Here is a 24511-nt window from a genome sequence, read left to right on the forward strand (position 1 = left end):
ATTCGTGTGACTGAAAACTGTGACTGAAAACTTCTAATTAGCTACTTCGCTAATAAATTTAATTCGCATTAATCGAAGTTCGTCGATATCATAATCGCCATCAAATTCTTTTAGCGCTTTTTCGATGCTGTCGGTTTCAGATTCCATGAAATAATCTTGAATTTCATCTTGCTGATCATCATCTAGCATTTCGTCAATCCAATATTTGATATTTAATTTTGTTCCAGAATAAACAATTTGTTCCATTTCTTTAATTAAATCATCCATTTTTAATCCTTTTCCAGAAGCAATATCATCTAAAGATAATTTTCTATCAATATTTTGGATAATATATAATTTGTTAGCAGAATTGGCTCCAGTAGATTTTACAACTAAGTCATCCGGACGAATAATATCATTATCATCTACATAACGACTTATCAATTCGATAAAAGGTTTTCCGTATTTTTTTGCTTTTCCTTCACCAACACCATGAGTATTGATCAATTCATCCATAGTGATAGGGTATTTTAAAGCCATATCTTCTAAAGATGGATCTTGAAAAACTACAAACGGAGGAACACCAAGTTTTTTAGCTTCTTTTTTACGTAAATCACGTAACATTGTCATCAAGGCTTCGTCAGCAGTCCCTGATGATTTTGCAGCTGTAACTATTGCATCATCTTCACTTTCGTTATATTCATGATCTTCAGACATCATAAAAGAAGTTGGTTTTTTGATGAAAGCCAACCCTTTTTCAGAAATTTTTATAATTCCGTATGTTTCAATATCTTTAGATAATAAGCCATCTACAAGAACTTGACGGATTAATGCCATCCAATAACGTTCTTCAAATGCTGCTCCACAAGCAAAAAACGATTGTGAATCAGTACGATGGGCTTTTATCATAGCATTAACTCTACCTATTAAGGTATAAATAACTTCTTTTGATTTATATAAATGTTTGGTGTCTCTAACAACTTCAAGTAGCTTAACCACTTGATTTTTAGCTTCCACTTTGGTTTTTGGATTTCGAACATTGTCGTCCATATCGGCTCCATCACCCGTTTCACTATCAAATTCTTCACCAAAATAATGCAATAAAAATTTACGTCTAGACATTGAGGTTTCTGCATAAGCAACAACTTCTTGCAATAATGCAAAACCAATTTCTTGCTCGGCAACTGGTTTTCCCGACATGAATTTTTCTAATTTTTCTACATCTTTATAGGAGTAATAAGCCAAACAATAACCTTCGCCACCATCACGACCAGCACGACCCGTTTCTTGATAATAGCTTTCTAACGATTTTGGAATATCATGGTGAATTACAAAACGCACATCTGGTTTGTCAATTCCCATTCCAAAAGCGATTGTTGCTACTACAACATCAACATCTTCCATTAAAAACATGTCTTGGTGTTTTGCTCTTGTTTTGGCATCTAAACCAGCATGATAAGGAACAGCACTAATTCCGTTTACCTGCAAAACTTCGGCAATTGCTTCTACTTTTTTACGGCTTAGACAATAAATTATTCCCGACTTTCCTTTATGTTGCTTAATAAAACGGATAATATCACCTTCAATATTTTTGGTTTTGGTACGAACTTCATAAAATAAATTTGGACGATTGAATGATGCTTTAAAAGTTTTAGCATCAGACATGTCTAAGTTTTTCAGAATATCTTCTTGTACTTTTGGTGTAGCAGTTGCTGTTAATCCTATAACAGGAACGTTTCCTAAAAGTTTGATTATATTTTTTAAATTTCTGTATTCAGGTCTAAAATCATGTCCCCATTCCGAAATACAGTGCGCTTCGTCAATTGCAACAAAAGAAATGGTTACGCTTTTCAAGAAATCGACATACTCTTCTTTTGCTAAAGATTCTGGAGCAACATATAATAACTTGGTAAGTCCACTTGTAATATCTTTTTTAACCTGATTAATTTCAGTTTTTGTCAAAGAAGAGTTTAAAACATGGGCAACACCATCATTAGAAGAAACACTTCTTATAGCGTCAACCTGATTTTTCATTAATGCTATTAAAGGCGAAACAACAATAGCAGTTCCTTCTTGAACTAATGCAGGAAGTTGATAGCATAGTGACTTTCCGCCACCTGTTGGCATAATCACAAATGTATTCGTTTTAGAAAGGATACTTTTAATAACTTGTTCCTGTAAACCTTTGAATTGGTTAAAGCCAAAATATTTCTTTAATTCTTTATGTATATCAATTTCGGTAGAATTCATTCTTTAGTAATAGTATTTTATTAAATTTGCACATCATAAAGATACAACTTTCTTTTTTACATACAAATTTTTATAACATTCTGTTTTGAATAATAAAAAAAATATTTTAGAAATAGCTCAAAATTCAATTTTATCACAAAGCAAATCTATAGCTAAACTAGCTGATTTCCTTGATAATAATTTTATAAATGCAACCGATTCAATTTATAATTGTAAAGGAAGATTAGTCATAACCGGAATTGGGAAAAGTGCGATAATTGCTCAAAAAATTGTGGCAACTATGAATTCTACAGGAACGCCAGCTATGTTTTTGCATGCTTCTGAAGCAATTCATGGCGATTTAGGAATGGTTCAAGCCTACGATATTATCATTTGTATCTCAAAAAGTGGTAATAGTCCAGAAATTAAAGTTTTGGTTCCGCTATTAAAAAGATTCGGAAATACTTTAATTGCAATAACGGGTAATATGACTTCTTTTTTAGCAAAAGAATCACATTATGTATTGAATACAACGGTTGATAGTGAAGCTTGTCCAAACAATTTAGCTCCAACTAATAGCACAACAGCTCAATTAGTAATAGGTGATGCCTTGGCAATTTGTCTTATGGAATTAAGAAATTTTTCAGCAGAAGATTTTGCCAAATATCATCCAGGCGGTGCTTTGGGTAAAAAATTATTACTTCGAGTTGCAGATATGTTAGACACAACAAGAAAGCCATTTGTAAATCTAGATTCTAGCATAAAAAATGTTATTGTGGAGATTTCTGAAAAAAGATTAGGAGTGACAGCTGTTTTAGAAAATGAAAAAGTGGTTGGAATTATTACAGATGGTGATATAAGAAGAATGCTAAATAAAACGGAAACTATAAAGGGTTTAACTGCAAAAGATATAATGACTGTAAATCCAAAAACAATCAAATCGACCGATATGGTAGTTGATGCATTGAATATTTTAGAAGATTTTTCAATAACACAATTAGTTGTTGTTGATAACGGAGAATATAAAGGTGTAATTCATCTTCATGACATTTTAAAAGAAGGAATAATATAATGGCAAAAGAAAAAAAAGAGATGTCATTTTTAGATCATCTTGAGGAATTAAGATGGTTATTGGTTAGAAGTTCATTTGCAATTGTTATAGTTGCAGTCGGCGCCTTCTTTTTTAGCGACTTTATTTTTGAAACAATATTATTTGGTCCAAAAGATACAAGTTTTGTAACCTACACTTTTTTTTGTGAATTATCCAAAGCAATTGGTGTTGAAAGTTTTTGCGTTACAGAACTTCCTTTTGTTATTCAGAATACAGATGTAGAAGGTCAAGTTTCGCTATTGGTATGGACATGTATAACGGTTGGATTTATTCTAGCATTTCCCTATATATTGTGGGAATTTTGGAAATTTATTAGTCCAGCATTATATGAGAACGAAAGAAAAAATGCTAAAACATTTATATTTATTTCGTCATTATTATTCTTTATAGGTGTTTTGTTTGGCTATTATGTAATTGTACCCATGTCGATTAACTTTTTTGCCACATTTTCAATAAGTTCTCAAATTAAAAATGAATTTAATATACAATCTTATGTTGGATTAATAAAAACATCAGTAATTGCTTGCGGCTTATTTTTTGAATTACCTATAATAATATATTTCTTGACTAAATTAGGATTAGTAACGCCAAAATTTCTTCGCGATTATAGACGATATGCAATAGTTATTGTGTTAATTCTTGCAGCAATAGTTACACCGCCAGATGTTGTAAGCCAAATAATTGTAGCAATACCATTATTATTATTATATGAAGTAAGTATTTTTATTTCAAGTGTAGTTGTCAAAAAACAATTAAAAGATGAGCAATCAAGTAAAAGAATTCAATGATTATCGTTCTAAAATGAACGAAAAATTATTGGCAGATAATAACAAAATAGTAAAACGTATTTTTAATTTAGACACCAACGCTTATGCAGAAGGTGCTTTAGATGTAAAAACCAAGGAGTTATTAGGATTAGTAGCTTCTACCGTTTTGAGATGCGATGATTGTATCAAATACCATTTGGAAACATCTTATAAAGAAGGAATAACCAAAGAAGAAATGATGGAAGCAATGGGCATAGCAACTCTTGTTGGCGGAACAATTGTAATCCCGCATTTACGAAGAGCATATGAATTTTGGGAAGCTTTGGAAGAAAATTAATCAATTTAACAATGTGTTAATATAACAATTGAGTCAATAATTGTTATATTGCTACATTAATTCAATTTGCACATTAGAAAAATGAAATTAAGAGCCGAAAATTTAGTTAAAACTTATAAAAAGAGAAGTGTTGTAAAAGGAATTTCTGTTGAGGTAAATCAAGGAGAAATTGTTGGGTTGTTAGGACCAAATGGAGCAGGAAAAACAACTTCTTTTTATATGATTGTAGGATTGGTTAAGCCAAATTCGGGAAATATTTATCTTGATGATTTGAATATTACCGAGTTTCCAATGTACAAAAGAGCTCAAAATGGAATTGGTTATTTAGCTCAAGAAGCTTCGGTTTTTAGAAAGTTAAGTATTGAAGATAATATTTTAAGTGTACTTCAACTAACAAAACATACTAAAGAAGAACAAATTGCCAAAATGGAAAGTTTGATTGCCGAATTTAGTTTAGAACATATTCGTACCAATCGTGGCGATTTACTTTCTGGAGGAGAACGACGACGTACGGAAATTGCAAGATGTCTTGCTACCGACCCAAAATTTATTTTACTAGACGAACCATTTGCTGGTGTTGACCCAGTTGCAGTAGAAGATATACAGCGAATTGTAGCACAACTAAAAAATAAAAATATTGGAATTCTAATTACCGATCACAATGTTCAAGAGACATTAGCAATCACTGACAAAACGTATCTAATGTTTGAAGGTGGAATCCTAAAAGCTGGGAAACCTGAAGAATTAGCTGCTGACGAAATGGTGAGAAAAGTTTATCTCGGACAAAATTTCGAACTACGTAAAAAGAAATTAGATTTTTAGTACAATTAATTCACTTAAAAGTAGTTATGTTAATTGTGCTTCAAGTACAATCAATTGTGTAGCTTATTTTTTATTGAAATCTATAAGAACTACTCTTTTATATAATCGATTTCAATTTATTTTTTTATGTTTGCAACATGCAATTATCTGTAATAATCCTGAACTATAATGTTCGCTATTTTTTAGAACTCTGTATAACAAGTGTTCAAAAAGCCACTCAAAATATTGACGCAGAGATAATTGTGGTCGATAATAATTCGTCTGATGAAAGCAGTCAGATGATGGAATCGATGTTTCCAAATATCAAGTTTATTCAAAATTCTGAAAATACAGGTTTTCCTAAAGGAAATAATATAGGTGTTGCCGAAGCAAAAGGTGATTATATTTGTATTTTAAATCCTGACACCGTTGTGGCAGAAGATACTTTTGAAAAAGTATTGTTTTTTGCCAAAAAACACAATAATCTCGGAATTATCGGGTGTAAACTAGTTGACGGGACTGGTAACTTTTTGCCAGAATGTAAACGAGGAATTCCAACTCCTTGGGTTGCACTTACCAAAGTATTAGGCTTGTATATTGTTTTCCCAAAACTATCTATTTTTAATAAATACTATTACCAACAACTACATAAAGATGAAACAGGAAAGGTTGAGATTTTAGTAGGAGCATTTATGGTAATGAAGCGTGATTTATACAATGAAATTGGTGGTTTTGACGAAGATTGTTTCATGTATTCTGACGACATTGATTTGTCTTATATTTCTTTGTTGAACGGAAAATATAATTACTACTTTAATCAAACAACGGTAATACATTATAAAGGCGAAAGCACTGTTAAAGATGGAATTTACATGAAAAGATTCCAAGATGCAATGAAGTATTTTTATAAAAAACATTTCAATCATTCCTTGTTCTTTTTATTTTTTATGAAAATAGGAACACTGAGCTTTTCTCTTCTTAAGGTATTTCAAGGTAAACCAAAACCTCGAATTGTTCCAACCAATTATATTTTAATTTCCGATAAAGATACTCTTGCTCAAAAATTAAAAAATAAATTAAATAAAGAGGTTGAAAAAACATTATTCAATAATGAAACACTTGAATTAATTTCCAATATTCAAAATAAGAAAAATACAGAAGTTATTTTTGATACAAATTACATAAGTTACAAAGATATTATCGCTTTTATGGAAAATAATGTGGATCATAAATATACCTATAAAATGTATCTACCTGAAAATAATTTCTTAATTGGAAGTAATTCAAGTAATGACAGAGGCGAAACAATATTGTTAGTATAATTATTGAAAACTTATCCAAGCATAGTTATTGACTAATTTGTAAAATCAGTATTTTTGCAAAATAAGTATAACGAGTTTACTTAAAAAAATATGGCAAAGTTTGAATTAAAACTTCCTAAAATGGGAGAAAGCGTTGCAGAAGCAACAATCACCAATTGGCTAAAAGAAGTGGGCGACAAAATAGAAATGGATGAGGCCGTTCTAGAAATCGCAACCGATAAAGTTGATAGCGAAGTACCAAGTGAAGTTTCGGGTATTTTGGTCGAAAAACTTTTTGGTAAAGATGATTTAGTTCAAGTTGGTCAAACCATTGCAATTATTGAAACCGATGCTTCTGTAGGAGCAATACCAACTCCAGTTGCACAACCTGTTCAAGAGTCAGCACCAGCTGTTCAAGAAGTTATTAAAGCCGTTGAAGCAGCAAAAGAATTTGTAGCAGCACCCGTTTCTAACCAAAGTTTTTCAGATTCAGATAAATTCTTTTCACCATTAGTAAGAAATATTGCTAAAGAAGAAGGGATTTCTATTGCCGAACTTGAAAGAATTTCAGGAACTGGAAATGAAGGGCGTGTTACCAAAAATGATCTTTTAGATTACATAGCTACTAGAGGAAATGCTCCAGTAGTAGCTCAAAATACACAAACTGCGGTTCAAACTCCAGTAGTTTCTCAAGTAGCAGCAACTGTATCTCAAAATGTACAACCTATAATCCAACCAGTAGCAAGTAATCCTCAACCAACAGTAGCACCTGTTTCTGTAAACGGGCAAGATGAAATTGTTGAAATGGACAGAATGCGTAAGTTGATTTCAAAATACATGGTTGATTCACTTCAAACTTCGGCACACGTTCAGTCGTTTATAGAAGTTGATGTAACTAATATTTGGGATTGGAGAGAAAAAAATAAAAATGTTTTCGAAAAAAGAGAAGGCGAGAAGCTAACTTTTACGCCAATATTCATGGAAATTGTAGCAAAAGCGCTAAAAGATTTCCCAATGATGAACATTTCGGTTGATGGCGATTATATCATCAAAAAGAAAAATATCAACCTAGGAATGGCGGCTGCATTACCAAACGGAAACCTTATTGTTCCAGTTATAAAAAATGCGGATCAGTTGAATTTATTAGGAATGGCAAAAGCCGTAAATGATTTAGGAAACAGAGCCAAAGCCGGAAAACTAAAACCAGATGACACACAAGGTGGAACCTATACTGTAACCAACGTAGGAACGTTCGGAAGTGTTTTCGGAACGCCAATTATCAACCAACCACAAGTAGGAATCTTAGCATTAGGAGCTATTAGAAAAGTTCCAGCGGTTATTGAAACTCCCGAAGGAGATTTTATTGGAATTCGCAAAAAAATGTTCTTATCACATAGCTACGATCACAGAGTTGTAGACGGTGCACTTGGCGGAAGCTTTGTAAAAAGAGTAGCCGATTACATGGAAGCTTTTGATGTGAATAGAAGTATATAGTCTCATTTAAATTATAAACAGACCCGACAATTCAAAACTGTCGGGTTTTTTATTGATTTTATTTATAAAAAAATCCGTGTTAATCTATGCAATCTGTGTTAAAATTCATCTTTTACCTATTTAAAGTGCTTGTTTTTTAAATTTTTTCTAACTTTTTTGTCTATTTTTAAAAACATCGTTAAACGGTAAATACAATATTTTATATTTGTCGTCATCAATTAATCAAAATGGAATTAAAACTCAATAAACCTATCTGTTTTTTTGACCTCGAAACTACCGGAATCGACGTTGCCAAAGATAGAATTGTAGAAATAGCAGTATTCAAAGTATATCCAAACGGAAATAAAGAAAGCAAAACGTGGTTGGTAAATCCTACTATTCCAATTCCGCCACAAGCAACAGCCATTCACGGAATTTCTGACGAGAAAGTAGCCAACGAACCAACTTTCAAAGAGCTTGCTTCTCAGGTCTATAACATGATAAAAGACAGTGATTTAGCAGGATATAATTCGGATAGATTTGACATTCCATTATTAGCCGAAGAATTGCTTCGTGCTGGAGTAGATTTTGATATGAAGAATAGAGTTTCGGTCGATGTACAAACTATTTTTCACAAAAAAGAAGAACGAACATTAAGTGCTGCACTAAAATTTTACTGCAATCAAAGCCTAGAAAACGCTCATACAGCTGAGGCCGACACAATGGCAACTTACGAAATCTTAAAAGCGCAATTAGACCGCTACGAAGATTTACCAAATGATATGAAAACGCTTTCCGAATTTACTTCGAGAAAAAAAGCAGTTGATTTTGCTGGATTTATAGCATTAAACGATAAAGGACAAGAAATATTTACTTTCGGAAAAAACAAAAACCAATTGGTAGAAGAAGTGCTCGAAAAAGAACCTGGCTATTACGGCTGGATTCAAGGAGCCGATTTTCCTCTATACACCAAGAAAGTTTTAACCGCAATCAAATTAAGAAAATTAAACACAAAATAAGTTTACAGTCGCAGTTAGCAGTTGGCAAATTGCAAGCTGAAAACTGAGACTAAAAACTGAGACTGAAAACTATGAAAATTATCTGTATCGGACGCAATTACGTCAAACATATAGAAGAGTTGCAAAACGAACGACCTGACGAACCAGTGGTTTTTATGAAACCCGATTCGGCGGTTTTGCTCAAGCAACATCCTTTTGTGATTCCAGAATTTTCAGATGATATTCATCACGAAATTGAACTAATTGTCAAAATAAATAAAGTAGGGAAGTATATCGAACCCAAATTTGCTCATAAATATTATGACGAAATAAGTGTTGGAATCGATTTTACAGCTCGCGATTTGCAACAAAAACTTAAAGATAAAGGACTTCCTTGGGAAAAAGCAAAAGCTTTCGACGGTTCGGCAGTTATCGGAGAATTTGTTTCAAAAGAAAAATTTCAATCGGTTGACAACTTAAATTTTGAACTAACCAACAATGGAAAGCTAGTTCAATCAGGAAATTCAGGTTTAATGCTCTGGAAAATTGACGAATTAATTGCCACAATATCACAATATTTTACTTTAAAAATTGGCGATATTATTTTCACAGGAACACCCGAAGGTGTGGCAAAAGTAAAACCCAATGATGTATTGGAAGGATTTTTAGAAAAACAAAAACTATTTAAAATACAAGTAAAGTAATGGCCCTAAACTACAACTTAGCTAAAGTTTACGCTCTTTCAGAAAATGATCCTGAATTTGTAAACTCCATTTTAGAACTTTTCGTAACCGAAGTTCCCGAAGATTTAGCACTTATCAAATCTGGAATAAAAGAAAAAGATTACAAGCAAGCGTACGCCTATGCACATAAAATAAAACCTTCTCTCGATTTGTTTGGAATGAATGTTGCCTACGAAGAAATTCTTCAAGTCGAAGCATGGACAAGAGCCGAAGGAAAAAGAAGTGAAATCAATGCTACTTTCGAAAGCATCGAAAATCAAATTGTAAATGCTGTCAAAGAAATCAAAAAAGATTTTGATATGTAAAATTAGGAGCGACCCGAACGAAGTGAATTGGCGAAGCAATGGTTCGGGATTTATCAGTAATGGTAACCTGCCTGTCGGCATACAGGTTCCCGCTTTACGTTCCAATCTTTTTTAAACCTGACAGATTTTAAAAAGGATTTCCACCTCAAATGCGAAGCATTCACAGAACTCCGATGAAAAATAAATGATTTGTGATGTAATCGGGACTAGATAGGTTTTCTTTTTTTCTTTTGTTACCTTTGTAAAACAAATGCAAGGCATTCAGTGAACACCAAATATTAAAAATAGTGAATAATAATCTTACTTAATGAAAGCCACTATTGTAACCATTGGCGACGAAATTCTTATTGGTCAAATCGTCGATACCAACTCCGGATTTATAGCCAAATCACTCGATAAAATTGGTGTCGATATTCACGAAATGATTTCCATTTCCGACAACAAACAACATATACTAGATACGTTTACTAAACTCCAAAATCAAGTCGATTTAGTAATCATCACTGGCGGACTCGGACCAACAAAAGACGATATCACCAAAAAAATCTTTTGCGACTATTTTGAAGATACATTAGTCGAAAACAAAGAAGTTTTGGCGCACGTTACCCAATTAATAGAAAGTGTTTTCAAGCGACCAATTACCCAAATGAATCGTGAGCAAGCATTAGTCCCAACAAAATGCCACGTTTTATTCAACAAAATGGGTACGGCTCCAGGAATGTGGATGAAAAAAGAAAACACTGTTTTTATTTCATTGCCTGGTGTTCCATACGAAATGAAATATTTAGTTGAAAACGAAATAATTCCCAAAGTGGTTCGCGAATACAATCGTCCTTATATTATTCATAAAACTATTTTAACATACGGACAAGGAGAAAGTCTAGTTGCCGAAAGAATAGAAGATTGGGAAAATAACCTGCCTGAATTTATCAAGTTAGCTTATCTGCCAGCACCAGGAAGAGTGCGTTTACGCCTTTCTGCAAGAGGAACAGATAAAGAAATTTTAGAAAAAGCCATTGTAGAAAATGTAAATTCGCTAACCAAAATAATTGGCGATATCATAGTAGGTTTCGACGATAATGAAACAATAGAAGTTGTAATAGGGAAATTTTTAGCGCAGAAACAGTTAACAATTGCAACAGCCGAAAGTTGTACTGGAGGTTCAATTGCATCCTTATTAACATCAGTTGCTGGTTCGTCAAGCTATTTCAAAGGAAGCGTAGTTTCGTATGCAACAGAGGTCAAAGAAACAGTTTTAGAAATTCCGCACGAACTGATTGAAAAACATTCAGTTGTTAGCGCTCAAGTTGCCAAAAAAATGGCTTTGAAAGCTCAAAAAATGTTCAAAACCGATTATGCAATTGCCACAACCGGAAATGCCGGACCATCGAAAGGCGATTCTGATGCAGCAGTTGGAACTGTATTTATTGCTTTAGCAACGCCACAAATGGTTGTTGTAGAAGAATTTAACTTTGGTGAACCTCGAGAAAAAGTGATACTTAGAGCTGTTAATAAAAGTTTAGAAATGCTTCAAAAAGAAATTTTAAAAAATGTAGTATAATTTTTTTGCGTAATAGGTTTATTTTTCTTTTCTTTGCACCCTCTATTTGAATAACGATAAAAGATAAGCATAATGTCAAGAGTTTGTGACCTTACTGGTAAAAGAGCGATGACGGGAAACAATGTTTCTCACGCGATGAATAAAACTAAAAGAAAGTTTTCTGTAAACTTACTTAAAAAACGTTTTTATCTTCCTGAAGAAGATAGATGGATTACTCTAAGAGTAGCTGCATCTACAATAAAAACAATTAATAAAAATGGAATTTCTGCTGTTTTGAAAAAAGCACAAGCAGAAGGATTTATTAAATAATCTTTTCCAAAAATAAATAGATAGCAAAAATGGCAAAGAAAGGTAATAGAATTCAGGTAATTTTAGAATGTACAGAGCACAAAGCAACAGGTGTTGCTGGGACTTCTAGATACATTACAACTAAAAACAAAAAAAATACTCCAGATAGATTAGAGATTAAAAAATTTAATCCAATCCTAAAAAGAGTAACTGTTCATAAAGAAATTAAATAATTAGAGATTTAATAAATCTCAAATGCTTGCATTAGAGGTTCTATTAAATTCAAAATACACATTTGAATCATGGCAAAGAAAACCGTAGCATCGTTACAAACATCTTCTAAGAGATTATCAAAAGCCATCAAAATGGTGAAATCTCCAAAAACAGGTGCATATACTTTCGTTGAAAGCATTATGACTCCAGAAGAAGTTGATGAATTCTTGAAAAAGAAATAATTAACGCAAACTTTATATAGAAAAGCTACTTTCGTTCGGAAGTAGCTTTTTTTATTTTTATATTTGTGCATCATTTTATTAAGTAATAGAAATAAAACCTATCACTTAATTGCTAATTCCCAAATTGAAATGAGTTTTTTTAAAAAAATATTTTCTTCCGATAAGAAAGAACCTGTTCTAAACGAGCAGGACAAACAAACCTTAGACAAAGGTTTAGAAAAATCTAAAACAAGTTTTTTTTCTAAACTTACTAAAGCAGTAGCTGGAAAATCAAAAGTTGATGATGAAGTTTTAGATAATCTTGAAGAAATCCTTGTAGCATCAGATGTTGGTGTTGATACCACTTTAAAAATCATAAAAAGAATTGAAAAAAGAGTAGCCGAAGATAAATATCTTGGAACGGATGAACTTAATAAAATTCTACGTGAAGAAATTGCAGGTTTGCTATCTGAAACTAATACAGGTGAAGAATCTGAGTTTCTAATTCCAATTAACACAAAACCCTATGTTATAATGGTTGTCGGTGTTAATGGTGTTGGAAAAACTACTACAATTGGTAAACTGGCTAATCAATTCAAAAAACAAGGTTACAAAGTTGTTCTTGGTGCTGCCGATACTTTTAGAGCAGCAGCAATCGATCAATTACAAATTTGGGCAGATAGAGTAGGTGTTCCAATCGTGCGTCAACAAATGGGAAGCGATCCAGCATCAGTTGCTTTTGATACCATTCAAAGTGCCGTTTCTCAAGAAGCAGATATTGTAATTATTGATACAGCGGGTCGTTTGCATAACAAAGTTGGTTTGATGGCCGAATTGACTAAAGTTAAACGTGTAATGCAAAAAGTTACACCTGAAGCGCCACATGATGTTTTATTAGTTTTAGACGGTTCAACTGGGCAAAACGCTTTTGAACAGGCAAAACAATTTACAGCTGCAACCGAAGTTACTTGTTTAGCAGTAACAAAATTAGACGGAACTGCAAAAGGTGGCGTTGTAATAGGTATTTCCGATCAATTTCAAATTCCAGTCAAATATATTGGCGTTGGTGAAGGAATTGACGATTTGCAAGTATTCAATAAATATGAATTTGTAGATTCTTTCTTTAAATAAAATTTTAAAAAATAGAATATTTAATAAGTGTGTTACTGATATAACGCACTTATTTTTTGCCATAAAACTTCATCAAAATCTGACAGTGCTAAATTTTCACTATCGGCAGCTTCACCCATTCTAATTACGACCATTTTTTTACTAGGTACAACATACACTTTTTGATCATCTTTTCCTAATGCGCAATACATATCACTTGGTGCTGTGGCAATTAAATTTCCATTAATTTTTAATTGCGTTTGTGGTAAATGATAACTTGTTTTTCCATTCAACCACCATAAATAGCCATAAGCCTGATTTATAGTTTGCGAAGTATTAGTTGCTTCATTAAAATAAGTTTCATTCAAAATAGTTGTTCCGTTCCATGTTCCTTTGTTGAGTGACAACAAACCAAAACGGGCCATACTTCGTGTATTACTAAAATAAATGCTCAAACCTTTATATATTCCGGTGCCAACATACCAGAAGCCAGTAGTGCTCATTCCTATTTTATCTCTAAGCTTTGTGTTAAAATAGGAGTTCCAAGATTGTCCACTTGCTTGCGCAACTACATCTTGAAGCTTTACATATACATTATGATAAGCCCAACGGGTTCCAGCATTTGCAACGTATTGAAGATTTGTAGGAGAAACATCATCGCCTAAAGCATCATTCAATCCTGAATTCATTGAGAGTAAATTTTTGCAGGTAATTAGATTCTCTTTTGCAATTGGCGTACTTGTCCAACCCGTTCCTAAATAATCTGAAACTTTGTTATTTATATTTAAAAGACCTTCTTTTTGTGCTATTCCTGTTACGGTTGCCGTTAATGTTTTTCCAGCACTATTCCATTGCCAAAATTTAGCCGCATCATGACCATTAAAATAATTTTCTAATACAATTTTTCCATTTACCAAAACTATAAACGATTTGGTGTTTTTTAATTCTAAATAATTAAGCAAAGGTTGAACAGCAGCTTGATTCCAACCTAAGTCGGTTATTGATTTTGTTTCCCAAGTTGAGCTTCCATCAATTGGAGGAAAATACATTTGCTCAGTTACAATTGGAGCAGCTAGAGTTTCATCTGATGAGGAGGCGCATGAAAGAAATAAAGTTGACATTAAAAATACAATAAGTATCTTTTTCATATGTTGATTGGGTTTTCTATTTTGACTTTTAAAAAACAAAAAGGTTTAATCAAAAATAGTTTTATTCTTCAAATTTATATTGTAAATTTCAGTTTTATTTTGATTATGAAAAAAATTGTAGCACTTTTGATTATAGGTAGCATGTTTGTTTCTTGTAAACAAGCAATTAGCGAAAAAGATATCGCTAAAATAAATGGTTATTGGGAAATTGAAAATGTTGTTCTTGCCGATGGAACCAAGAAAGATTACAAGATTAATGAAACAATCGATTTTTTTGAAATTAAAGATAATAAAGGCTTTCGCCAAAAAGTAATGCCGCAGTTAGATGGAACTTATTTGACAAATGACATTAAAGAAAAAATCTCAATTTCGACTGAAGGTTCTACTTTTGTTATCAATTATGAAACAGATTTAGCAAAGTGGAAAGAAGAAATCATTGAAATAAAAGATTCTACTTTTGTTGTAAAAAGTAAGCAAGAATTAGAATATCATTACAAAAGAGCAAAACCTTTTTCATTAAAATAATGGCAAAAAGATCAAGTAACGAAAGTTCAATTTCAGATGTTTTAAAGCAGTTTATAGAAGTCAATAAGCTCGAATCGGGCATGGATAAAATTGACGTTGAGCAAGCTTGGAAAAACCTTATGGGAAATGGCGTAAACACTTATACAAAAGAAGTTGTTTTGAAAGGAACCATTCTCTATGTGACATTATCTTCGGCTGTTTTGAGAGAAGAATTGAGTTACGGAAAAGACAAAATCATCAAAATGATAAATGAAGAAATGGGAAAAGAAGTTGTAAAATCAATTGTTTTGCGATAGCTTTTTTGTTTCATGTTTTTGAAAATATAAATCCCATCTTGTATAATAACGAGACGGGATTTTTTATTTTATTCACAATTTACATAACTGCCAACTGCGACTGAATACTGAATACTGAAAACTAAAATTGTTCTCTACCGGCAAAGTGAAAAGCACCTTCGATAGCAGCATTCTCATCAGAATCTGAACCGTGAACTGCATTTTCTCCAATAGAAGTTGCGTATTTTTTACGGATTGTACCTTCGGCAGCATCAGCAGGATTTGTTGAACCAATTAAAGTTCTGAAATCTTCTACAGCATTTTCTTTTTCTAATATAGCAGCAACAATTGGTCCGCGTGTCATAAATTCAACCAATTCACCAAAGAATGGTCTTGCAGCGTGAACTGCGTAGAATTTTTGAGCATCAGCTACTGTTAATTGCGTTAATTTCATTGCTACAATTCTGAAACCACCTTCAGTAATCATATTTAAAATTCCACCGATGTGTCCGTTTTCTACACCATCAGGTTTAATCATTGTAAATGTTCTATTTGTTGCCATTTTTTGTTTGTGTATTATAATTCGGGTGCAAAAGTAGTTAAAAGTTTAGGAGTTTAAAAGTTTAGGAGTTTAAAAGTTTGAAAAAGTTTAGGAGTTTAATGGTTTAAGAGTTTAAAGGTTTAAAAGTTTATGGGTTTAAGAGTTTAAAGGTTTAAAAGTTTAAGGGTTATAGGGTTTAAAAGTTTAAGGGTTTAAGAGTTTAAAGTTTAGGGGTTTAAAAGTTTTAAAAAGTTTAAGAGTTTAAAGGTTTAAGAGTTTGGTTAAATAAAAAAAACTCCCGATAAAAGTATTTATCAGGAGTTTTATATAATTGGGTTAACTAAGTATTAGTTTTTAACCACTTTAATTGTTTCAGTTGCAGTAGCTGTAGCCACTTTTGCAAAGTAAACTCCCGTTGTTAATGCAGATGCATCAACAGTTGTAGAAGTTGAAGTTGCCACAACTTTACCTAACATATCAACTACTTGAATAGAAGTAATAGCATCTTTTGCAGAAGTAAAGTTCCAGTTAGTATTAGATGGGTTAGGGTACACTTTGAAATTAGATTTAGCGAAGCTAGTTGTAGCTAAGTTTGGAGTGAAAGCATAAGCTTTTGTAACTCTGTTAAAAGTAGCATCATAGTTTCCAGCTACATCTACAACAATGTTTCCATTTAAATCTGCACCCGGGCCAGAAGGGAAAGTTACACCACCCCAGTTTTCTTGACTCCAATCATTATTTGATCTAAATTTGATTTGGTCAGCTATTAAAGCAACATTTATAATAGAATAATTTGCTCCGTCAGTTGTTGTCAAAACATTTGCATCTACTTGAGGGTCATTAGGCCATCCACCTGCACCTGCACCAACGATAGCAATCGTAGGGAATGAGAATGTATAAGCTCCAGTTGTTCTATCAAAAACTACATCATATGTTCCAGGTGTAGTAACTACAATATTTCCAGTTGGGTTTGTTGCATCAGGTCCTGAAGGGAAACTAGTTCCTCCCCAATTTGGATCAGTCCAGTTATTGTTTGATCTAAATTTGATATCACCTGCTGTTAAAACAATTTTACTTCCTTTATAGGTTATACCATCAGTTGTAGTTAACACATTAGCATCAACTTGTGGATCATTAGGCCATCCACCAGCGCCAGCACCTACTAAAGCAATTGATGGATAAACTGGAGCAGCAGTAAATGTATACTCACCAGTTTCGGTATTAACAATTACACTAGTATAAGAACCAGCAACTACTGGTATAAATTGAGTATTGTCAACAAAAGTTCCAGTTGGGAAACCAGTACCGCCAGCAAAAACACCATCAACATCAAATTGAGCAAGTCCATCTAAAAGTGTTACGTTGCTTAGTGAAAAAGTTGTTGGTGAGGTTGGAGACATAGTAGCGGTTCCATCGGTAACAGCAGTTCCTACTAGTTTTACAACAGGTAGTGGAGCTCCACTATCAAAATTATAAACGCCAGTTGCTGTATTTAGAGTTACCGTATATACACCAGCAATTGTTACAATAATATCTCCAGCACTTGTTCCTACAGCTGTTGGGAAAGCACCAGCCCATTCGAATCCAGATCCGCCCCATGCATTATTAGCACGCAATTTACATGGCCCTGCAGCAATTGTAATACCTTCAATCTTCCAATTGTCAGCATCAACTTGAGTTAATTGATTTGGGTCATTTCCAGTGAATGGAGGCCACCCACCCACAGCTGTACCAACTAAGGCTACAGAATTGATTTGTGCATTCACACTAAAAGCAGTCATAAAAACCGCAAGTAATAAAAGTAATTTTGTTTTCATAAGTGTTTAATTTTTTTATTAAAAATTTAATTTCACGCTAATTTATAGTTATTTTGAGTTAATCAATCAAAACAATTCTTAAAAAAAATTGCGAAAACGTTATAGTGTTGATAAAATTATTAAAAACGTAGTTTTGTCGAATAAAATTATGTAAACAAAATACTAGAAAGGACTTTTTTACTAAATTTATAAATCTAAAATTGAAAACTCATTTTCTAAAGGTTTCAATTCTTTTAAAATTTTCTCAAGTAAAAAGTCACCAAATTCAATATAAAACTCTGAAAAATTCAATTGTCTTTCTTGTAAACTTTGGTTGGGGAATAATTCGTTTTGAAGTGAAATGATTCTATTTAACTCTTCTGAAAGTTTTCTTTTTTGGGCTTTTAGTAATCTTTTTTCAAGGTTGTCTAATCCTTTTAATTGTTTGGTTTCTTGGGCTTTTACTGCTCCAATAAACGATTTGTCGGTTTGGGTAGCAAGTTGGTGTAAATAGTCAAATTGCTTACTTAATTGCTCTTTTTGAGATGAAAAATCAATTTCAAAATCTGTTTTTTTCTTGGTTTGATTGTTTACTAACTCTTTTTGATTGGTAAATAAATCTTTCCAAGTTAAGTCTAGTTTATCAGCTTTATCAGCTTGTTTGTTGGTTGCAAGTAAAACAGAATTGCGAAGTAAAAGTATTGGAAAAGTTACGTTGTTAGTTTCAAAATTAGCTTTCAATTCAAACCAATACGCTAGTTCACCGCCACCACCAATATAGCAAAGATTAGGCAAAATAACTTCTTCATATAAAGGTCTCAAAATCACATTTGGACTAAACTTTTCAGGATGCTTTTCTAATTCGGCTACAATTTCATTTTCAGAAAATTGCAAATCTGTATTGTTAATTTTATAAATTCCATTTTCAAGAATTATTCTTTCACGCAAATTATCTTCAATGTAAAATAAATTAATTTCACGAGGATTTACTTGAACAAAATAGTCTTTTAGAAGTTCATTAGTTTTAGTTACATTTTGAAAAGAAGTTTGTTCCAAAAGTTCTTTTTTAGCATAAGGAATAAACAATTTTTTCAACTCTTTTGAATCGCCATCTAAAATAACCAAACCTTCACTTTTGAATAACTCGTTTGTTAGAAATCGTGTGGCATCTGCTAAATTATTGTTTTTTAGATAAGCATTTTCAAAAAGTTCTTTCAATTTTTGTGCATTTAAAGAATTTCCAATTTCTTTAGAAAAAACTTCCAAAACTTTATCCAAACCATCTGTCGATAATCTTCCAACTGGTCCAGAACTTTCTCGATTCCAACGAATTCTTTTTTCTTTAAAGTTGAAATAATTAATTTCATCAAAATCATGATCTTCGGTTGCCATCCAATAAATCGGTACAAAATTGTACTCAGGATATTCCGATTTTAATTGTTTACAAAGATTTATAGTTGAAACAATTTTATAAATAAAGTACAAATAGCCTGTAAACAAATTCAATTGATGTCCAGTTGTAACTGTGAAAGTTTTAGCGTTGTTTAAAAGTTTAATGTTGTTTAATGTTGTTTTAGAAACTTCAAAATTTTGATATTGTTTTTCAAGTTCAGCAGCTAGAACTTCTCTTTTGTTATTGCCATTGAAGTTGTCATTATAATTGCTATTTTTCTCTTCAATCTGACTTTTGAAATTCTCAATTTTAGGAAAACGATTGTATAATGGTTGCAACGATTCTTTTTCCTTCAAATAATCTATAATTAATTGAGTGAAATAGCCCGAATTTTGATACGTTATACAGTCGTTTGGCATTTTTATTAATCGGTTATTACTGAATTTCCTGCATCAATAAGCGTTTGCTTGTCAACTAAGCCTTGACTAGTTGGCGGTGCTGGCGGATTTTGTTCATCTAATGTTATTGTTTTTCCAGTTGTTGGTGGAGAAGAATTTGCTATTTTATTGAGTAAGTAATCAACAGTTGCTGTGCTAAATTTATTTCCTCTAAAATTTAATGAACCTGAGGAGGCATCTATATTTGGCAATACTTGGCTAAGTAATGGAAACGTAATTGTTGTTAAGTTTGAGTTGTTATTGATATTAGTTTGACTTATTGATGTTAGCGAAGGGAAATCGATAGTAACAAGATTTGGGCATTGCAATAAATTTAGCGTTTTAATACTCGTAATAGAATTTACAGTAAATGATGTCATGTTATTACTAAAAAAACTAAAATTATCGCAGGTCGTAAACAGAGGAATGTTTAAAGAAGTAAGCTGCTGACAACCAATTTGTAGGCTTCCTGATGTAAATAATGGTAAATTAATAGTTTGAATTTCATTTGAATAAACTTGAATTTCACCAGTAACAAAGGATTCTAAATTTAATGATCCTAGATTTTGGGTGCTGAAAACGAGGTTTTTAGAATTAATTAAAGTGCTTAAATTTATAGTGCCAATTGAATTACTAGTAATATAAAATTCATTAGCATTTTGTAATTGCGACAAATCAATAGTTGTTAATTGATAGCTTTCAATATTAATAAATCCTTTGTTTTTAATTAAAATAGGAAATGCCAATGAAGTTAGTTGTTCATTTCCAGTTATTAAAAATTCTCCAAATTTGAAAATACTTATTTGAGGAAAGATCAAAGATTGTATTGCATTATTAATAATTTTATTATTGGGTGATAGATTAGCAAGAGAATTGAAATTTACATTTGTTAATTGAAGATTATTTTCAACTAAAAAATCTTTATAAACACTTATCAAATTTGAAAAATTTATGCTAGCTAATTGTTCATTATTAGTTACGCTCAAGGTTAGTAAATTTTTAATTTGACTCAAATTAACATTGGTGAGTTGAGTAGTATTACTAATAATTACATTTTCTGTGTTTGGTCCAACTTCACGGACAATTTGAGCAGCAGCTTCCTCATCAGTAATATCATCTGTTAATAATATTGTTGTTTTACCTTGCTGGCTACTACTATCAGCATACAACGCATAAGGTACGCTCAAAAGTTGTCCAGTACCAACAATAGAGTAGTTTGTTCCACCAGTTGGATCGGTTTCGGTTTTTACAAAATAAGTTCCTGTTGACCAATCAATTTGAGAAAAACTCCCTGTAACAGGCGCTCCTCCACCAATTTCGATACTTAAAAGTCCATTCTCGTTGGTAGTATTAGTCATGGTTTCTACATATACAGCTTGTCCAGTAGGTGTGTCTTTTAGGATGCTAATTTGAATTCCAATTGATGCATTTACCACCAAATTGCCTTCGGTATTTCTAATAACCGATTGGTAACTCATTTTCTGAGGCACTTGAGCAAATGAATTATAACTAAATGAAATAGCTATTATTATCAAAAGAATATGAATGTAATTTTTCATTAGTTTTTTATGATTTTAAAGTTTTTTAGCTGCTTATTTTGCATCAAAACAGCCAAAAAATAAACTCCTTTATTCAAATATTTCAAAGAAATAGCTGTTTCCTCTTGATTTATATTTTGTGATGCAAGATTTTTTCCATTCACATCAAATAATTGATAAGTAAGATTTTTCAAATTACTATCTGAAATTTTTAGTTGGAATTCGCCTTCAGTAGGATTTGGGTACACTTTCATTTCTAATTGAATGGCATCAAAATCAGATTTTCCTAATGTTTGAATTTCATAAGGTTGTTGCACACCAGCACTAACAATATTTCCAGTTGGATTTTTATACGAAATTTGACCAACCGAGAAACTTGCCGTTCCAGCTGTTCCGGTTGCTTTTCCGCCAGATGCAACAACACTTTTTTGAGCATAAACTACATTGATTGTCAAGCAAAAAAGAATAATTGAAAAGAAATTGATAGTTTTGTTCATTTAGAAAATTATTAATTGCAAATTTAAGTAAATTATTAAAAAAAGTAGCTAAGTCTTTATTTAAAATATATTTTTGCAAAAACCATTTCCATTGAAAGACCTTCTACTTATAACGCCACCTTTTACCCAACTGAATACGCCGTATCCAGCGACAGCTTATATAAAAGGGTTTTTGAATACAAAAGGAGTTTCAGCATTCCAAATGGATTTAGGAATTGAAGTAATCTTGGAATTGTTTTCAAAAGATGGCTTATCTACAATGTTTTCAACCTACAACCTACAACCTACAACCCACAACCTTGAAAGAATCTTTTCCTTAAAATACGATTACATCAAAACTATAGACTCGGTAATCTCGTTTCTTCAAGGGAAAAATCCATCATTGGCACGTCAAATATGTAGTGGTAATTTTCTTCCAGAAGCATCACGTTTTGCACAATTAGACGACATGGAATGGGCTTTTGGAACTATGGGTATGCAAGACAAAGCCAAGCATTTAGCTACTTTATATCTCGAAGATTTATCCGATTTTATTGTAGAATGTGTCGATGAAAACTTTGGTTTCAGTCGCTATGCTGAGCGTTTGGGTAGAAGCGCCAATTCGTTTGATGAGTTGTACTTGCATTTGAAAAAAGAACCGACTTATATAGACAAAATCACTCTCAAAATACTGAAAGAAAGAATTGAAGAGGAGCAACCAAAGTTGGTTTGTTTTTCAGTTCCTTTTCCAGGGAATTTATATAGTTCTTTTCGCTGTGCACAGTTTATAAAAGACAATTTTCCATCCATAAAAATCGCAATGGGTGGCGGTTTTCCAAATACTGAATTAAGAGAATTAAAAGATAAACGAGTTTTTGAGTTTTTCGATTTTATAACTTTAGATGATGGCGAATTGCCAATTGAGTTACTAAATTCTAATGTCCAAATTCCAAACGCCAAAGAGTTTAAAAGAACTTTTCTTCTTCAAGAAGATGAAGTTGTTTACATAAACAATTCAACTCGTCACGACTACAAACAAAGCGAAGTTGGAACACCTGATTATTCTGATTTGTTTTTGGACAAATACATTTCGGTTATCGAAATAGCCAATCCAATGCACAGTTTATGGAGCGATGGTCGATGGAACAAACTCACTATGGCGCATGGTTGCTATTGGGGAAAATGTACGTTTTGTGATATTTCGTTAGATTATATCAAGTTATATGAACCAATTGCAGCCAAAATTCTAGTTGATAGAATGGAAGAATTGATTGCGCAAACAGGTGAAAACGGATTTCATTTTGTAGATGAAGCGGCACCACCAGCATTGATGCGCGAAGTTGCATTGGAAATCATCAAACGAAATCTTGTCGTAACTTGGTGGACAAACATTCGATTTGAAAAAAGTTTTACAGCCGATTTGTGTGTTTTACTAAAAACTTCTGGTTGCATTGCCGTTTCTGGTGGATTAGAAGTGGCTTCTGATAGACTTTTAGATTTAATAAAAAAAGGCGTAACGGTCGAACAAGTTGCGCAAGTAACTCGAAATTTTACCGAAAGTGGCATCATGGTTCATGCTTACTTGATGTATGGCTATCCTACGCAAACGGTTCAAGAAACGGTTGATAGCTTGGAAATGGTTCGACAACTATTTGAAATAGGAATTTTGCAAAGTGGTTTTTGGCACCAATTTGCCATGACAGCGCATTCTCCAGTAGGAATGTTTCCTGATGAATTTGGTGTGATTCCTGAACAAAACGAGATCACTTTTGCTAATAACGACATCAATTTCAAAGATAAAACCGGAATCAATCACGATAAATTTAGTTTTGGATTAAAGAAATCGTTGTTCAATTATATGCACGGAATTTGTTTTGATTATGACTTGCAAGATTGGTTTGATTTCAAAATTCCCAAGACCAAAATTCCACCAGATTATATTGTTTCTTGTCTTGAAAAAGAAACTGATTTTGCCATAAAACCATCTGCAAAAATTATTTGGATAGGAGGAAAGCCATTTTCTGAAACTTTCACCAAATCAAAAAAAGGAAAGTCCTTCGGCAGTTCGCAAAAGCTCGTGTCTTGGGAAATGATGCAATTAACTTTTCACGATAAGGTTGAAACGTTTCAAATCTCATTAGAAAAAGAAAAGGCAATTTGGTTGATTACAACCTTAGAAACAATTTCTATTTATAACCAAAAGACAACTACTTTTTCACAATTAAAAGCTGATTTTGAAACTCAATTTGATAGCCTGTCCGCCGATAGGAGGAATTTTGAATTGTTTTGGTACTCAAAACCAATTGCTACTTTGCGTGAATTTGGACTTTTGGTTTTATAAAACTATATCAAATAAGTAAATTATTTGACTTTTATCATATCGCAATCGATTTCGTTTTTATAAATTTACAACAAATTAAATTTTATGCCTTATGAGTACTTCTTATAAGCTTTCGGTTAACAATTCGACTACTTTTGATTTAAACGAAAGCGACCTTAAAAATCTAGATGCCGTGAGTATGGAAAACAATATGTTCCATGTTCTGAAAGGTAACAAACCCTTTAAAGCAGAAATAGTAGCTGCTGATTTTATTTCCAAAAAATACACTATCAAAGTTAATAACAATACTTATGAAGTGGCCATTTCGGATGCATTAGACCAACTAATTAAAAACATGGGAATTGAACGTGGTAGAACTAAAGTAGTAAATGTCATAAAAGCTCCAATGCCAGGATTAATTTTAGAAATTAGTGTAGAAGTGGGTCAAACTGTAAAAGAAAATGATCCTTTGTTAATTCTTGAAGCAATGAAAATGGAAAATAGTTTCCTTTCTCCGCGTGATGGAGTGATTAAATTTATTGCTGTACAAAAAGGAAATGCTGTAGACAAAGGACAATTGTTAATTGAATTCGAATAGAAGTTATTGTTTCAGGTTTCAAGTTTA

General features: G+C 32.4%; 25 protein-coding genes. 18 read left to right on the forward strand and 7 right to left on the reverse strand.

Annotated features, from left to right (window positions below):
* Window positions 1-33: 33 nt before the first annotated feature.
* Window positions 34-2229, reverse strand: coding sequence for a RecQ family ATP-dependent DNA helicase (locus ACIQ66_RS01135; RefSeq protein WP_396210981.1), 2196 nt, complete (start codon window positions 2227-2229; stop codon window positions 34-36).
* A gap of 85 nt (window positions 2230-2314) precedes the next feature.
* On the opposite strand from ACIQ66_RS01135, the gene ACIQ66_RS01140 reads away from it, so the two are divergent.
* The 14 genes from ACIQ66_RS01140 (at window position 2315) to ftsY (ending at window position 13458) form a co-directional block, all read left to right on the forward strand.
* Window positions 2315-3280 carry an SIS domain-containing protein gene (locus ACIQ66_RS01140; protein WP_396210982.1) on the forward strand — a complete coding sequence of 322 codons (966 nt, stop codon included), beginning with the start codon at window positions 2315-2317 and terminating at the stop codon, window positions 3278-3280.
* Window positions 3280-4107: a twin-arginine translocase subunit TatC gene (gene tatC / locus ACIQ66_RS01145; protein WP_396210983.1), complete on the forward strand. Its 828-nt coding sequence runs from the start codon at window positions 3280-3282 to the stop codon at window positions 4105-4107. Before ACIQ66_RS01140 ends, tatC begins: the two co-directional genes overlap by 1 nt.
* A complete protein-coding gene (locus ACIQ66_RS01150) occupies window positions 4079-4423 on the forward strand; it encodes a carboxymuconolactone decarboxylase family protein (protein ID WP_396210984.1) in 345 nt (114 codons plus the stop codon). Before tatC ends, ACIQ66_RS01150 begins: the two co-directional genes overlap by 29 nt.
* 81 nt (window positions 4424-4504) lie before the next feature.
* Window positions 4505-5245, forward strand: a complete 741-nt coding sequence (gene lptB, locus ACIQ66_RS01155) for an LPS export ABC transporter ATP-binding protein (protein WP_396210985.1) — start codon at window positions 4505-4507, stop codon at window positions 5243-5245.
* Window positions 5246-5382: 137 nt separating this feature from the next.
* A complete protein-coding gene (locus tag ACIQ66_RS01160; protein WP_396210986.1) occupies window positions 5383-6546 on the forward strand; it encodes a glycosyltransferase family 2 protein in 1164 nt (387 codons plus the stop codon).
* Window positions 6547-6636: 90 nt separating this feature from the next.
* Window positions 6637-8019, forward strand: a complete 1383-nt coding sequence (locus ACIQ66_RS01165) for a dihydrolipoamide acetyltransferase family protein (RefSeq protein ID WP_396210987.1) — start codon at window positions 6637-6639, stop codon at window positions 8017-8019.
* Between the two features lie 227 nt (window positions 8020-8246).
* Entirely contained in the window at window positions 8247-9017 is a 771-nt protein-coding gene (locus ACIQ66_RS01170; RefSeq protein ID WP_396210988.1) for an exonuclease domain-containing protein, read from the forward strand.
* A gap of 71 nt (window positions 9018-9088) precedes the next feature.
* Complete coding sequence (locus ACIQ66_RS01175) at window positions 9089-9700, forward strand: fumarylacetoacetate hydrolase family protein (protein WP_396210989.1); 612 nt, start codon at window positions 9089-9091, stop codon at window positions 9698-9700.
* Window positions 9700-10044: an Hpt domain-containing protein gene (locus ACIQ66_RS01180; RefSeq protein ID WP_396210990.1), complete on the forward strand. Its 345-nt coding sequence runs from the start codon at window positions 9700-9702 to the stop codon at window positions 10042-10044. Before ACIQ66_RS01175 ends, ACIQ66_RS01180 begins: the two co-directional genes overlap by 1 nt.
* Before the next feature lie 307 nt (window positions 10045-10351).
* Window positions 10352-11605, forward strand: coding sequence for a competence/damage-inducible protein A (locus tag ACIQ66_RS01185; protein ID WP_396210991.1), 1254 nt, complete (start codon window positions 10352-10354; stop codon window positions 11603-11605).
* 72 nt (window positions 11606-11677) lie between these two features.
* Complete coding sequence (rpmB, locus tag ACIQ66_RS01190) at window positions 11678-11914, forward strand: 50S ribosomal protein L28 (protein WP_298177320.1); 237 nt, start codon at window positions 11678-11680, stop codon at window positions 11912-11914.
* A gap of 29 nt (window positions 11915-11943) precedes the next feature.
* The gene (gene rpmG / locus ACIQ66_RS01195; protein ID WP_298177318.1) at window positions 11944-12126 is read left to right on the forward strand and encodes a 50S ribosomal protein L33; all 183 of its coding nucleotides are present in this window, start codon (window positions 11944-11946) and stop codon (window positions 12124-12126) included.
* Window positions 12127-12195: 69 nt separating this feature from the next.
* Window positions 12196-12348 carry a DUF4295 domain-containing protein gene (locus ACIQ66_RS01200; RefSeq protein WP_081676904.1) on the forward strand — a complete coding sequence of 51 codons (153 nt, stop codon included), beginning with the start codon at window positions 12196-12198 and terminating at the stop codon, window positions 12346-12348.
* 129 nt (window positions 12349-12477) lie between these two features.
* Window positions 12478-13458, forward strand: a complete 981-nt coding sequence (gene ftsY / locus ACIQ66_RS01205; RefSeq protein ID WP_396210992.1) for a signal recognition particle-docking protein FtsY — start codon at window positions 12478-12480, stop codon at window positions 13456-13458.
* A 32-nt stretch (window positions 13459-13490) separates the two neighbouring features.
* Here the strand turns inward: ftsY and ACIQ66_RS01210 are convergent, their stop codons facing one another.
* On the reverse strand, window positions 13491-14585 hold the full coding sequence (locus tag ACIQ66_RS01210) for a serine hydrolase domain-containing protein (protein WP_396210993.1): 1095 nt from the start codon (window positions 14583-14585) through the stop codon (window positions 13491-13493).
* Between the two features lie 105 nt (window positions 14586-14690).
* Between ACIQ66_RS01210 and ACIQ66_RS01215 the strand changes: the two genes are divergently transcribed.
* Both ACIQ66_RS01215 and ACIQ66_RS01220 read left to right on the forward strand, forming a co-directional pair.
* Entirely contained in the window at window positions 14691-15110 is a 420-nt protein-coding gene (locus tag ACIQ66_RS01215) for a lipocalin family protein (protein ID WP_396210994.1), read from the forward strand.
* On the forward strand, window positions 15110-15406 hold the full coding sequence (locus tag ACIQ66_RS01220) for a DUF721 domain-containing protein (protein WP_396210995.1): 297 nt from the start codon (window positions 15110-15112) through the stop codon (window positions 15404-15406). The genes ACIQ66_RS01215 and ACIQ66_RS01220 overlap by 1 nt, the downstream gene beginning before the upstream one ends.
* Window positions 15407-15527: 121 nt before the next feature.
* Here ACIQ66_RS01220 and ACIQ66_RS01225 read toward each other — a convergent pair whose 3' ends face one another.
* The 5 genes from ACIQ66_RS01225 to ACIQ66_RS01245 form a co-directional block, all read right to left on the reverse strand.
* Window positions 15528-15947 (reverse strand): nucleoside-diphosphate kinase, encoded by a 420-nt coding sequence (locus ACIQ66_RS01225; protein WP_298177306.1) that lies wholly within the window; start codon window positions 15945-15947, stop codon window positions 15528-15530.
* A gap of 326 nt (window positions 15948-16273) precedes the next feature.
* Window positions 16274-17743 (reverse strand): T9SS type A sorting domain-containing protein, encoded by a 1470-nt coding sequence (locus ACIQ66_RS01230; protein WP_396210996.1) that lies wholly within the window; start codon window positions 17741-17743, stop codon window positions 16274-16276.
* A gap of 186 nt (window positions 17744-17929) precedes the next feature.
* The gene (bshC, locus tag ACIQ66_RS01235; RefSeq protein ID WP_396210997.1) at window positions 17930-19534 is read right to left on the reverse strand and encodes a bacillithiol biosynthesis cysteine-adding enzyme BshC; all 1605 of its coding nucleotides are present in this window, start codon (window positions 19532-19534) and stop codon (window positions 17930-17932) included.
* A gap of 5 nt (window positions 19535-19539) precedes the next feature.
* On the reverse strand, window positions 19540-21111 hold the full coding sequence (locus ACIQ66_RS01240) for a hypothetical protein (protein WP_396210998.1): 1572 nt from the start codon (window positions 21109-21111) through the stop codon (window positions 19540-19542).
* Window positions 21111-21587, reverse strand: a complete 477-nt coding sequence (locus tag ACIQ66_RS01245; RefSeq protein ID WP_396210999.1) for a T9SS type A sorting domain-containing protein — start codon at window positions 21585-21587, stop codon at window positions 21111-21113. The genes ACIQ66_RS01240 and ACIQ66_RS01245 overlap by 1 nt, the downstream gene beginning before the upstream one ends.
* A 91-nt stretch (window positions 21588-21678) precedes the next feature.
* Here ACIQ66_RS01245 and ACIQ66_RS01250 point away from each other — a divergent pair, with 91 nt between their 5' ends.
* Entirely contained in the window at window positions 21679-23907 is a 2229-nt protein-coding gene (locus ACIQ66_RS01250) for a B12-binding domain-containing radical SAM protein (protein WP_396211000.1), read from the forward strand.
* A gap of 91 nt (window positions 23908-23998) precedes the next feature.
* Window positions 23999-24484 carry a biotin/lipoyl-containing protein gene (locus ACIQ66_RS01255; RefSeq protein WP_396211001.1) on the forward strand — a complete coding sequence of 162 codons (486 nt, stop codon included), beginning with the start codon at window positions 23999-24001 and terminating at the stop codon, window positions 24482-24484.
* Window positions 24485-24511 lie beyond the last annotated feature (27 nt).

The sequence above is a fragment of the Flavobacterium sp. genome (genome assembly GCF_044377315.1).
Lineage (GTDB): Bacteria > Bacteroidota > Bacteroidia > Flavobacteriales > Flavobacteriaceae > Flavobacterium.